The following is a 13076-nucleotide window of genomic DNA, read 5'->3' as shown; positions in this document are numbered from 1 at the left end:
TGACCCGAGGATTTGCCTCGCTGGTGGATTGCCGGTGAGGCAAATCGTCGGTTGAATCGAGGATTTGCTTCGCTGAGGTGCTGATAGTTAGGCAATATCGCGAGTGGCTCGAGGATTTGCCCCGTCTATGGGCTGCTGGTGAGGTAATTTCTCGGGCTGCCCGAGGATTCGCCTCGCTGAAGGGCGATTATTGGGTTGTGTTTGTGGCTGGCTCGAGGTTTTGCCCCGCTGGGCGGTGTCTTGCCATTGTTCACATACCCGACTAGGCTCGAACATATGTGCGAAAGTCTGAACCTGTTTGCTGAACCCACCCGGCAATGGTTCACGCATGCGTTCGGCGCACCCACCGAAGCACAGAATCAGGCTTGGCCGGCCATCACATCCGGTAAGAACGTGCTGGTCATCGCACCCACCGGCTCCGGTAAGACACTGGCGGCGTTCCTGGCTGCCATCGACAGTCTTATGGGTCATGGTGAAAAGCGCACACGGTCGAAGCGCTCCGGCGTGCGCGTCTTGTATATTTCGCCGTTGAAGGCGCTCGCGGTTGATGTGGCGAAGAACCTCGAACGTCCCCTTGAAGGCATAGCCGCACAATGCGAGGCGCAAGGAATGAGTGTGCCCGCAATTACCATTGCCAACCGTTCAGGGGATACAACTGCGCAGGAACGCCGTCGTATTGCCTCCCATCCGCCGGACATTCTGGTCACGACCCCGGAATCCCTCTATCTGCTGCTGACCTCGAAGGCCGGTCGCATACTCGCCACCGTGGAAACGGTGATTGTGGACGAGATTCATGCGATGGCCGGCACCAAACGTGGCGCGCACCTGGCATTAAGCCTCGAACGCTTGGAGAATCTGGTCGCCGAAAGCCATAAGCGCGAGACGATGGATACGCCGAGTGATTCGGCTGATTCCAGTGAGTCCACAGCGGCACCGATAAGTACCGCCGACGAAGATGATGCCGCCCATCATGAATGGCACATTCAGCGTATTGGCCTTTCCGCCACGGTGAACCCGCCGGAAGAAGCAGCCCGATTCCTAGGCGGCGGCAGGCCGGTGACCATCGTGAATCCCGGCGGCAGGCCGGCTATGGATTTGAAGATGGTCGAACCGCTGGAAAACATGCGGGATCTGCAATCCGTGAACGCCAAACAACGGGTCGGCGGCGTGGATGCCGAGCCCATGCCGCGTATCAGCGGCGTCACCCCGGCGATGCAACGACTGGCCGAACGCAAGGGGATAGCCGAAACCGGCGATGGCTCCACCGCCATCACCGGCGCTCGCGGCGATCGTACGTCCGGTTCCATATGGCCGGTGGTGGAACAGAGCATCCTGGATGAGATTCTTGCCCATCACACCACGCTGGTGTTTGTGAATTCGCGTGGCGTTGCGGAAAAACTCACTGCACGGCTAAACGACCTCTATGCCGAGCAGCATGGAGCGACGGACCGTGATGCATGGGCAACGGGACCGGACTCTCCTGAAGGGCGCGAAGGCTTCTCCAAACACTATGATGCCGTGGTTGGCTCCACCACCATGCTGGTCGGTTCGCATGATTCCAACGATGTGATTGCCATGGCCCATCATGGCTCGGTTTCCAAGGATCGCCGCAAGATGATCGAGGAGCGATTGAAACGCGGCGAACTGCGCTGTGTAGTAGCCACTTCCAGTCTGGAACTCGGCATTGATATGGGTTCCGTGGATCTGGTGATTCAGGTGGATACGCCACTGTCCGTCTCTTCCGGACTGCAACGCGTGGGCCGTGCCGATCATCAGGTCGGGGGAGTCTCCCATGCCCTGTTCTATCCGTTGACCCGTCAGCAGATCGTCACGTCTGCCGCGAGCCTGGAATCGATGATGGCCGGCGATATCGAGCCGCTCGCCGTTCCCCGCAATCCGCTGGATGTACTCGCTCAGCAGACGGTGGCTGCGGCATCCATGCATAATCTCACGGCGGATGACTGGTATGCGTCGGTACGCCGTAGTGCGCCGTTCGCCGAGTTGCCGCGCGACATGTTCGATGCGGTAGTCGGCATGATGTCCGGCGCATACAACACCGAAGATTTTTCCGCATTCAAACCGCGGCTTATGTGGGATAGGGAAGCGGGTGTGATTTCCGCTCGTCCGGGAGCGCAAAAAATCGCCGTGATCTCGGGCGGCACGATTCCAGACCGAGGACTGTACACGGTGGTGCTCCCCGAAGCCGATGCCGGTGCCGGACAACGCCGCGTAGGCGAACTGGATGAGGAAATGGTCTACGAATCACGCGTGGGCGATGTGATTACACTAGGTACTTCGTCGTGGCAGATTCAGGAGATTACGCGCGACCGTGTGGTGGTGACGCCAGCGCCCGGACGCACCGCACGACTGCCGTTCTGGCATGGCGAAGGTGCGGGACGCGACTATGGCTTCAGCGCAACCATCGGCCGATTCCTACGCGAAACCACCGCCGGATTGGAGCGGCCCGCATCTTCGCCTGAGTCTGAGTCTGAATCTTCCTCTGCCCACTCTCGGGAGGGAAGCTGCCGCCGTGCGTCGACTGAGGGGAGAGCACGGCCACACTTCACCCAAGCCGTCATGCGTCGCCTTCAACATGACGGCCTTGACGCCAACTCCATAACCAACCTTGCGAGTCTTCTTGCCGAGCAACAGGCCGCCACCGGTGTCGTACCGGATGACAGGACTTTGGTAGTGGAGCGCACGCGTGACGAGGATGGCGGCTGGCGCATCGTATTGCTGAGCCCCTTCGGCCGCCGCGTGCATGAGCCGTGGGCCATGGCCATCAGCCGTAGACTCGCCATTCGCTACGGTTTCGACGGTCAGGCCTATGCGGCGGACGATGGCATCGTGATCCAGCTGCCGGATGGTGAAGGCCATATTTCGGTAGCTGACTTGTTCCTCTTCGACCCGGAGGATCTGCGCTCCGATGTGGAACGCCAGGTTGGCGAATCCGTGCTGTTCGCCGCCCGATTCCGTGAATGCGCTGCACGTTCCCTGTTCATGCCGCGCTCCGACCCCGGCCGCCGCGTGCCGCTCTGGCAGCAACGGCTTAGGGCGGCGCAATTGCTCCAGTCGGCCAGAACCGCCAAAAACTTCCCGCTGCTGTTGGAAACCGCGCGCGAATGCTTGCAGGATGTGTATGACATGCCTGCTTTGCATGAGGTGATGACCGGACTTGAATCCGGCAACATCGTCATCAAGGATGTTGAAACGGATGTGCCGTCGCCGTTCGCCGAGAACATTCTCTTCGGTTTCGTGGGCGCGGTGATGTACCAGTATGATCAGCCGCAGGCCGAACGCAACGCTCAGTTGCTTTCGCTGGATCCACAGGTGCTTGAACGTTTGTTTGGCAGCACGAATATGGCTCAGGTTCTGGATGCTGATGTGATTCGCGCTGTGGAACAGGAACTGGGGGAGCGCACCTTTTGGAACGAGCTTGCCGCGGATGATATCGCCGGCAGAGTCACCCGATATGCGAAAACGCACGGTCCGTTCACCACCGAGCAAATCATCAAAAACCTGAACATTGCCGCGGATGACGCGGTACATGAGCTGGACAGACTGGCCAATGCCGGCGAACTCATCAAAGGACACTTTGTCGATGATTGCAGCAGTACGGATTGCCATGGTGATGGCAGGCGCGGTGCTGATGCCACTGAGGCTTCCGTCGTACAGCCAGAGACTTCCGCTTCGCAATCTGGACAGTGGCTGCATAAGGATGTGTTCCGCCGAATCCGCCAACGTTCACTGGCCAAAGCGCGCAAAGCCATCAAACCAGTGGATCCGGCCGCCTATCAGATGTTCCTACTCGACCGTCAAGGCGTAGGGCCTGTTGGCGGCGAACGATATGAGGGCGCGGACGGATTGATGCGCATCATCGAACAGTTGGAAGACGTAGCCTTGCCGGCCGCGTTATGGGAATCATCCATATTCCCGGCCCGCGTGCGCAACTATCAGCCGGCGATGTTGGATGAATTGCTCACCTCGGGAGACGTGGTGTGGGTCGGTTCCAAAGCCGGTGCAACAGGTGCTTTGGAGGCCGGTGAGATTAGCTTCCACCCTGCGGATTCAGTGCTGCTGCCAGACGAATCACATGCTGTGGATTCCATGGCAGATGCTTTGGAGGGCAATAGTGCCAGTGACCACAACAATGCCGGTCATGGCAATGGTGGTACCAGCGGCATTGGCGGCATCAATGCCGATGGCGGCGAATCAGCCACCATGCCGCAAGCTATTCTTGCGGCGCTCTCGGCGGGCGGCGCTTTCCATGCGCGCCAGTTGATGGACGCTGCCAAGCGTATCTGGAATGAGACCGCGGAACCGGATATCAATCCGGAAACCGGCGAAATCATCCCTCAGGAGTGGAGCGAACAACAGTTCAAGGATGCGCTTTGGAGTCTCGTGTGGCAAGGCAAAGTCACCAATTCCAGCTTTGCGCCTGTACGAGCGTTGGCGGCAAGTGTCGGTGGGCAGAATAGCCGGCGTAAAGCCACGGTTTCGAGACGGCGGGGAAGGGTCGCGCCGATTCGCCGCGCAACCACGGACATGACACTGTCGGGATTATGGTCGTTGACGGCCGCCGATCCGACCGATGATGATGCCAATGCTCAGGCATCGGAAACTGCGCAGTCCATGCAAGCGCAGCAGGCGCTCGCTTTGGTGGAGGTATTGCTTGACCGCTATGGCGTTATCGCGCAACCGTTGATCGATCAGGAAAAAGTGCCGGGAGGATTCTCTGCATTGTATCCGCTGCTCAAGCGTATGGAGGAGCACGGCCGACTGGTGCGAGGCATGTTTGTGCGTGGTTTCGGAGCGGCTCAATTCGCGGAGCGTGAGACCGTGGATGCGTTGCGTCACCCGCTGGAGAGTCGCGAGCAAACCGTGGTGGCGCTGAGCGTATTGGATCCCGCGAACCTGAGCGGCGCAGCCATCAGTTGGCCTCAAGTGAGCGCTGAAGCCACCAAGCCGACGCGCCGTGCCGGCTCGCTCGTGGTGTTGAGTGTGCGCGGACCATTGCTGTACGCCACGGTGAAATCCAAGCATCTGACGGCGTTCGAAACGCAGTCTCAAGCCGATGCCATTGACGATGAAACCACTGGTGCCAATATTCCAGCCGATGCCATGATGCGCAAAGCCGCTGCGGAACTGGCCTATGCACTGCAGCGTGCGAGTACCGGGGCTGTCGCTGCTGGAAGTGGGTCGGCGACGGTAACGTTCAGTGATATCAACGGTGAGCCATTGAATGCCCGCCACCCATTCGCCCGCACGCTTCACCAAGCCGGCTTCGTCCCCGTTCCCCAAGGCATGCGGCTATACTAGTGTGGCGATAATCGACCGACGCTGGCTTTCAATGTTGCAGGAGGTGTCAATGGGCATTAGAACGCCGAAACAAAAGTCTCGCGTATTCCAACAACGGCAACAAGAATGGGCGCGCAACAAGTCCTCCAATACCTCGCGCGCATGTGGAAAAGTTCGTTTCCGTACTGAATTGGATGCGAAGATTGCTTTGGCCAGTACTCAGCGCCAGCGACGCGGACGAACGCGAAACAAGGATGAGAAGCGGTATTATCTTTGCCCGCAATGTCATGGATACCATCTGACGTCGAAACCGGGGTATGGCGGGAAGTCTTATTATCGCAAAAAGAGTAAGCCAGCAGTTCAAACGAATATCACATCAGCGAATCTTAAAGGTGTTTCTGTTTTCATTGAGCATATTGGTGAGGATTGGATATACACGATTCCTGAATTTGACGCGTACGGGAAGGCTGCATCGCAGGAAGAAGCGAAGCAAACCGTTCGGATGATTATGAACTTTGTGGATGATTCCATTACTGCATCATTTCGTTATTATTCGGATGATCAGGATATCGAATTGTTCTATGCCAAACAGGTGGCTGGTTCGCAGAGCTCATGTACGGCGGAAAAATCATCATATATGGAGCCGTCGCTCAGACAACTGAGATCCGTATTATTCCGTAATGGTTTTCGATTTAGAAAGTATGATTCGCGGTATCCTGGCACGCCAGATATTGTGCTGCCGAAATACCGCATCATGGTATTCGTGGATTCTTGTCTGTGGCATGATCGGCAGGAGTGCCGTCGCAAGGCGCTGCCACCTGAATCGCAGCGCATGTGGCAGGAAACCCATATTGAGGAATGGTGGCAAATGGTTGAGGAACGCCAGCGATTAATTGATGAGGGCTGGGCGGTTCTTTCATATTGGGAATGCCGTTTCTGCGATAATCGCAAACGCGCAAAACGATTGAACTCTTTCCTGAATGATGTGCGCAGCATTGCGAACGATTCAGGAAAGAACTCATAAAAGCAGAGTTTGTGGCTGAGTATGCTTATTCGGTAATCTCCGCTTCCTGCTCATTTTGTAGCTGGAGAGCGGTGATGATGGCCCAAGATAGAGTCAGTGAAATTCGCATCATGACACGTGAAGGATTTGGCTTTGCCTGCACGCACTCGAGGATTGCCGATACTGCGTTGAGCGCAGCCGTAATCATATACAAAGTAGAAATCTTGGGAATTCTCATGGGTATCATTATAAATGACCTGTTCATGTTGAACTGATTGAATCGAGTGATCGCCGTGGTTGTTGGGCCAAGGGAAGGGAAACGGTGATAAGGGATGAGCACGACTTTTGTGTGGGTTATTACGATTGTTGGCCTGGTGCTTTGTGTGGGCTGTGCGGTTGCGGGTGTGATTGCGGCGCTTCGCAAGCCGAAGGATGGCAGCAGTGCTGCGCCGGTCGCCACCGCGTACATCGCCGGTACGTTCGGTGAGAAAGCAATCAGCTGGACGGATGCCAAGGCTCGTGCGATCGCCGAAGGCTGCGGTGCCGCATATACGAGTTTTCTCAAGGGTGCGAGTTCTTCAGTGACCACCAATCAACGATTTGGCGGTCAGGTGACGGTCACCGGAGGGCCGGACGGTTTGGAGGATGTGGTTGCGCCTATGCAGGTGCCGGTGCCGCGCGATGCCGAGCCGTTCAATCGTGCGTATGACCGGTCGATCCGCATGCTCATGGATCGCACCTTGTACGGTCATCATGTGCGCATCTATCTGCTGGACTACAACGAAAACTTTGATGGTTCGCGATATGATGCGGTGAAGCATGAGAACCTCACCGCATTGGTGATCGCGTTGGATGAGGGGCTGCCGTCCATGGTCGAATCGGCGTTGACCAGGGCGGTGGCTGATTCCTGCCCATCGATGGGAGGCATCGTGCCGGTTGCAGGCAATCATGTGCGATTCCTCACCGTGCTGCAACCGGATTCGTCGGGCGTGCAAAACATGTACGAAGCCGTGGCCTCTTTGGCGTAGTGGTTGCGCACATTGCGCGCTATGAGTTGCCGGAATACTACAGGGCTGAGATAGCAGGGAACCAAGTAATTAATCGGCTTTCTTGATGTCTTCTTGCAGTGTCATGCGGCCTCGTGCAGCATTCCGCGCATAGCAATCCTTAATGGCTTGACTGATTTCCTCGTCAGTGAAGTTCATAGCGGCCGATAATCACAGGCAGCGGTATCGCGTACAGTAGTGAACGCTTCATTGTTCCTGATCGCTCCTTGACTGTTCGCGGGTATTCATGCCGATAGCTGCACCGTATCGAATGGCGCTAGTCACCGTACTGAGCTGAGTACGGTACAGTTCCGCGCTCTGCCGCAATGTTTCTACGGCGTGCGCATAGGCGACTACACGGTTTTGCTGATCCAAAGGCAATGCGGGAATCTCCAGTTGAGCCGGGCGAATGCCTTTAACAAATATGGAAGGTGTCTGCCGGTCGCGGTTCCAAGTACCTTCTGCCATCAACGCCACATATTGTGGATTCCAGCGCTCCTCATCCATCAGTTTGACGATGTGCACATTCTTATGCACGCGGCGGCCACCGGACTCATCCACCACAGCTTTAGCAAGTTCGCCGGAGATCAGCAGAATGTCGTTCTTGGCAGTCATTCTGCTGCTTTCGGCAAAATCCTGTGTTGAATCCAATTCTCGCAGTTGATGAGCGCTCACATCGTCTGGAGTGACCACATCTTCCGGCATAACTTGTTCGTGCAACGCGTATCCCGACTTGCGCTCTGGCTTATAGTCGCCTTGCTTTATCGTGGCGATGCTTCCCAAGCGGACAGTGGTGATATCGCGGCAATCCAAACCCTGTGCGTCAAACTGTCGTAAAGTCTCAAACGCCTTGGATGCCAGAACGTTCATAGGCGTCAGAACATTCTGCTGCTGCGTATAAGTAAGTTCGATCTCGTCCGGGTTCTGTTTGTCAGCGTCAAGCCATTGCGATGGCAACAACGTGACCTGTGGATCGCCTAACAATTCAATCGAGCGAACGGTTCGCGCTATAAGAGGACGCGTGGGAAGCAAAGAACCATGCGCGAACCATTCCAGTGTCTGTTCCATCCATTCGATTGGCTTATCCTGCACACCATACGCATCGCTTTCCACAGTCATGCTGACCATGCTCACCGTATCGCGGGTCTTGTTCGGAGGAGTCAGCACCCAGAGGAACGTAGGAATTGCCGTATTGACATACAGATTGGAAGGCAACGCAATAATCGACTCTACGCATCCTGCGGCAACGAGAGCACGACGCACATCGGTCTCGGAACCCGTCCTGAACAATGGGCCTCCAGAGGTTACGACAAATGCGCGTCCGACGTCGGAAAGATGTGCGAGCGCATCCTGCACCCACGCCAATGCTGAATCGTTTTTCGAGGGCATGCCATATCGCCAACGCAGATCCATGTCATTCGGCTCCCATCTCAGGGCGAACGGTGTCTCCAATACAACGACATCCGCTCTCGTGCGAGGAGAAGGATCCTGTACAAGGCAGTCTTGCGTATGGATATCGAGCGCAATGCCTGTGAGATCGGCAAGGAGGAAGCGGCGTGCGGCAATGGTCGATGTACGAATGTTGATATCGGCGCAATGGAATTTGATGATGCGCTCGCTATTGCTTTGTTGATTATCTCCGACTGCAGGCTGCTGCGCGTTGGCGTCTTTTCCTATGATGCTGCCCAGTTGAAGCAGACTTTCAAGGATGCCGCATGCGGGATCGTACGCGATGATGGATTGTTTGCCTGATTCATGTTTGTTGATGTGCGCAGCGGCAAGTTTGGCTAGCAAAACCGATACGCGTGATTTCGGGCATCCGAATTCGCCGTTCATGCGTCCTTGGCTGATGATGGTGCGTTCAAGCATCATCGATACGAGCTGATTCATTTTGTCGGCGCCGAGGGCGAAGAGATTGTTTGCGAAATGAAGCAGCTCAGCTAATTCGTTTGGTTGCAGCTGTTCGATTTCGGACGGTGGCGTTAGGGCAAGGCGAGTTGCTGAGGTGGAACTGCCATCGTATGCATTCAGCAATGTGCTGACCAGTTGCTGGCATGCATCTGTATATGATTGCTCGGCGTCGACTTTGGAAAGAAATGCTTGCCATTCGGCTTCGCAATGGAAGCTGTTGGCTGTACTGCGAACGCAAAGAGCCCACAGGAGCAGTGACATCATTGCCATTGGGTCAGCCTGATTGCGCCAGCGGTCGAAGAACGACCAGGCAGCCTGTTCCATGCGAGTGTCTTCGAATGCGATGTTATTGCTGGTGAGCCATGCTGCCACCTCGTCGTAGTCGAACAGAGGGCGACCGTCTTTGGAGTCCACGGGCTTTGGAAAGTTCTTGTTTTCTCGATTGCGCCAGTTCGATACTGCGGATGGGCGTACGCCGGCCATACGGGCAATATCGGCGGAGGAGAGCGTGTTCTCGGTGCATGACCACTTTGCGGGCTTGTCGTGTTCCATATCCACTGTGACTCCTATGTTGTCGTGCTCTGTGTGACCCTATTCACAGGTTATACTGTGAGTATATAACTGAAGTTCTAATAAAACAAATGTGAATGTGGTTCACATGCATGTTTAATGTGTGATAGTATTCGGAATTGGTGGGCATGACAAAGCTCTCCTTAGGGTAGAAAGAAGGTCGGCGCGGTGTATTGCCGCGCCGACCTCGAACTAATGTTTTAAGTCGCAGTGTGCTTATTAAACGCAGTATTGCAAGTTCAGAGAGGAGCTGCCGATGGTCAAAACCGAGACGATTGCCGACGTTGTTTACGATTAATAGGCCTAGTGGAATTGAGGTGTGATTATGACAGATAACGTGAGTAAGAAGGCTGAGAACCCAGAGACTGAGATTGAACGGTTGAGGAAAGTCTCTGCTCGGTCAGACAAAGAGTCGGATTCCTTGTCAAGCCTGAATCTTGCGCAACAGCAGCAGATCTGCGAGCTCCTAGTCTCTATGCGTAAGCAGGCTGGCGTCAGCTTGGAAGAGATGTCAAAACGCACTGGCATCTCGGCCTCAGAGCTGTGGAAGGCTGAAGATGGTTCTAGCCGGGCTAGTCTGCTCGGCTATCTTGCTGACTACTGCACCGCGCTTGGCAAGACCTTCACCATCAGCTTTGATGATTGCGAGGATGCTGGCAAAGAGCGTAACTAGTGGTTATTGAGCTCTATGAGGCCTTAAAGTACTGGGATTGGTGTTCTTCCAAACATGCCGATCCCAGTACTTTTCTTCTGATGGCCGGAATGGTCCGCTTCTGATTGCCGTTCACGTTTTTGCGTACTGCTGCAACCGACATTACGCCAATTTGAGATACATGCTGTCGTTGCCGGGGATTGGTCTGAATCCAAAATGCTCGTAAAAAGAGCGGGCGCTGTCATTATACGGGTCAACGATTATGGCTCGTGAGCCAAGTTGTTGGCTGATGGCGTGAGCTCGGATGATGGCATCCTGTAGCAGTTTCCATCCCAATCCCTCTCCTTGGAATCGCACGTCGACGCCAAGCATACCGATAAGAATCGCGGGGATTCGGTCGGGTGTATTACGACGTAGCCAACCACCTAATACGCTGTCTCTGTTTACCGAATAAGCGCTGAGGGTATAGAAGCCGGCAATTGCTCCCTCTGCAGTGGTTGATATATAGGGCACTGCAGTACCGTGCTTTGCCGCGCCCAAGGCTCGCTTGTGAGCCCAATCGTCGATAAGCGGAATGCCGCAGGAGAAATCTTGTATATTGTCATCTTCTTCCATACGTCGTGGTTTCAGAAAGAAGCGTGTCAAGCCCATTGTGGATCCCTCATCATCAGTTCCTTGGCGGCGTTGGGGGTGGGAGCATCCAGCGCCGCCAGGAAAGCGTCGAATGAGGTGTCATTCAGCCGCAAAGTTGTCTCCTTATCGATATCGCGACGTGCGGCTTCGATGAGGTGTTGTGCGGTCCATTGAGTGAGCGTCGAGCCGGTCAGTGAAGCTGCCCGCTCGATAAGTGCTCGTTGCTCTTCGGTGAGACGAATATCCAAACGTGATGATTTCTGTGTGATTGTTGCCATAAATCCAATTGTACGTCAAAAATACGTACATGCTGTGATGGCAGATTATCTTTATCGGTTTGGTTGTTGTGATTTGTCTTTGTCTGGTGACTTGTGCTGCGCTCGCGAACGACTTGTTGCGAGCGCAGCGCGGGTTATTGATTATTCTCCGATGATCCAGCGTCGTCGTCTCTGATATGCGATGGAATCATCCCAGTCGCTCATATCGTAGCCGTTGTTGGCTGCGATGGCTGCGGCATTGAGTGCTTCGCGAACGCGGTGGCTGGCTCCGTAATCGGGAATCCAATCATCCTCGATCCAGAGATAGTCTCGGATGCGGCGTGCAGGGATATGCAGGTTGTGGTTGGTGGCATACGCATATGCCGCTACGTCGGGTACAAGTCTTGTAGCCGACATGTTGTGGGGGAGCGGCCAGCGTCTAGTGTGCATATATCCTGCGCGCTCGGCCTCGGCCTCCATGATTCGGTATGGTCGGTCCTTCCATGTTCGAGACATGGTGATGTTCCTTTCAAACTAGGCAATAGTTGCTTAGTAGAAAGGCGCGGTGAATCCGCTAGTCATGATTGTTCTCCTATTGCAAGCCTGTACGACTGTTGTTGGTCGGCTCTAGACCAATTCGATTTGATAGAACCACGTGCTAGTTTACAGCTCTTTCGTAGATTGCTCGAGAGTCTGCCGCTGATTCAGTTCGGGGCTGAGTTGCTGCCAAGTGCGCGAGAGTAGGATTTGGCTGATGTATAGCAGTGAAGCTGGGAGGAAGATATGAGTTCGACAACGAAAGCGGATGCTCCGAAAACGGTGAATAGAAAGACCGTTATCGCTGTAGTGATTGCAGTAGTAGTCGCTTTGGTCATCGGCATTGGATGCTATGTCAAGTTTGCTTGGATGCCGCATGATGCCGCATCCAAGGCTTACGATGCTGCGGTTTCCAAGGTTGAGAAAGCCAATACGGCTTTTGACAAGGTCATTTCCTCGGCGGATAAGTCAGTCAAGGGCGTTAAGAAAAACAAGCCGCTCGATAACCAGATCGTTGCCGATTTGAAGGCAGCCATTGCTGCGGCTCAGAAGGAGCGTGTGCAGGTTGGTGAGAAGCCATCCAAGACTGATGAGCTCAATGCCGCTGCGGCCAAGTATGCGACACCCCCTGACTACTCCAAGACTGTGGCAAAGCTTGAAGACGCGCAGAAAAAACTTGCCGACAGTCAGAAGCAGTATCAGCAAGTGGATGCGCCTAAGGATGATTTCATCGTCCAGCGTCTTACTGGTTTGCCGGACATCGACGGTATTCAGGCTGCGACCGAGGATAACGATCCCAACGAAAACCTGAATAAAAAGGGTGGATATGTTGCGGCGGTGTTCTTCTGCTCGCCGTTGGTTGACCAATCGTTTATGGAAGGCAGTGTGCTCGATAAGGGGACTGATTGCGGTGGTTCTGTGGAATCATATACGAGCGAGGAAGATGCTGCCAAGCGAGACAAGTACCTTTCCGCGTTCGATGGGCAAGGATTCCTGGATTCAGGCTCGCATGAGGTGATTGGAACCGTTGTGGTGCGCACGTCGACCAAGCTGAATGCCGCACAGCAGAAGACCATGGCGGACAATATCAAGAACGCGTTGACGCGATTGGAGTGATGGCAGCGCTTCTTGTTGTGTCTGCGCGTGGCTCTGCGGAATCACCGAGTCCC

The 13076-nt window shown here is 55.0% G+C and carries 9 protein-coding genes and 2 pseudogenes; 6 read left to right on the top strand and 5 right to left on the bottom strand.

Annotation, left to right across the window (positions count from 1 at the left end; all coding sequences use genetic code 11):
- Positions 1-276: 276 nt before the first annotated feature.
- The 3 genes and pseudogenes from JS530_RS08085 to JS530_RS11095 form a co-directional block, all read left to right on the top strand.
- A pseudogene (locus JS530_RS08085) lies at positions 277-4080 on the top strand (DEAD/DEAH box helicase); the annotation flags it as partial.
- Positions 4081-4107: 27 nt separating this feature from the next.
- Complete coding sequence (locus tag JS530_RS11100) at positions 4108-5319, top strand: Lhr family helicase (RefSeq protein ID WP_425350864.1); 1212 nt, start codon at positions 4108-4110, stop codon at positions 5317-5319.
- 616 nt (positions 5320-5935) lie between these two features.
- A pseudogene (locus JS530_RS11095) lies at positions 5936-6083 on the top strand (hypothetical protein); the annotation flags it as partial.
- A gap of 264 nt (positions 6084-6347) precedes the next feature.
- On the opposite strand, the gene JS530_RS08075 reads toward JS530_RS11095, so the two are convergent.
- On the bottom strand, positions 6348-6539 hold the full coding sequence (locus JS530_RS08075) for a hypothetical protein (RefSeq protein ID WP_214376674.1): 192 nt from the start codon (positions 6537-6539) through the stop codon (positions 6348-6350).
- Positions 6540-6633: 94 nt separating this feature from the next.
- Between JS530_RS08075 and JS530_RS08070 the strand changes: the two genes are divergently transcribed.
- Positions 6634-7329, top strand: coding sequence for a hypothetical protein (locus tag JS530_RS08070; protein WP_214376673.1), 696 nt, complete (start codon positions 6634-6636; stop codon positions 7327-7329).
- Between the two features lie 225 nt (positions 7330-7554).
- Here the strand turns inward: JS530_RS08070 and JS530_RS08065 are convergent, their stop codons facing one another.
- A complete protein-coding gene (locus JS530_RS08065) occupies positions 7555-9810 on the bottom strand; it encodes an HsdM family class I SAM-dependent methyltransferase (RefSeq protein WP_214376672.1) in 2256 nt (751 codons plus the stop codon).
- Between the two features lie 343 nt (positions 9811-10153).
- On the opposite strand from JS530_RS08065, the gene JS530_RS08060 reads away from it, so the two are divergent.
- Complete coding sequence (locus JS530_RS08060) at positions 10154-10501, top strand: helix-turn-helix domain-containing protein (protein ID WP_214376671.1); 348 nt, start codon at positions 10154-10156, stop codon at positions 10499-10501.
- Positions 10502-10642: 141 nt separating this feature from the next.
- Here the strand turns inward: JS530_RS08060 and JS530_RS08055 are convergent, their stop codons facing one another.
- The 3 genes from JS530_RS08055 to JS530_RS08045 form a co-directional block, all read right to left on the bottom strand.
- On the bottom strand, positions 10643-11095 hold the full coding sequence (locus tag JS530_RS08055; RefSeq protein ID WP_214376670.1) for a GNAT family N-acetyltransferase: 453 nt from the start codon (positions 11093-11095) through the stop codon (positions 10643-10645).
- A 26-nt stretch (positions 11096-11121) separates the two neighbouring features.
- A complete protein-coding gene (locus JS530_RS08050) occupies positions 11122-11391 on the bottom strand; it encodes a type II toxin-antitoxin system TacA family antitoxin (RefSeq protein WP_214376669.1) in 270 nt (89 codons plus the stop codon).
- A gap of 141 nt (positions 11392-11532) precedes the next feature.
- Positions 11533-11886, bottom strand: coding sequence for a hypothetical protein (locus JS530_RS08045; RefSeq protein WP_214376668.1), 354 nt, complete (start codon positions 11884-11886; stop codon positions 11533-11535).
- Between the two features lie 267 nt (positions 11887-12153).
- Between JS530_RS08045 and JS530_RS08040 the strand changes: the two genes are divergently transcribed.
- Complete coding sequence (locus JS530_RS08040) at positions 12154-13023, top strand: hypothetical protein (RefSeq protein ID WP_214376667.1); 870 nt, start codon at positions 12154-12156, stop codon at positions 13021-13023.
- Positions 13024-13076 lie beyond the last annotated feature (53 nt).

It is taken from the genome of Bifidobacterium colobi (assembly GCF_018555455.1).
Lineage (GTDB): Bacteria > Actinomycetota > Actinomycetes > Actinomycetales > Bifidobacteriaceae > Bifidobacterium > Bifidobacterium colobi.
The sequence above is the reverse complement of the archived record's forward strand: the minus strand, read 5'-3'. Positions and strand labels throughout refer to the sequence as shown.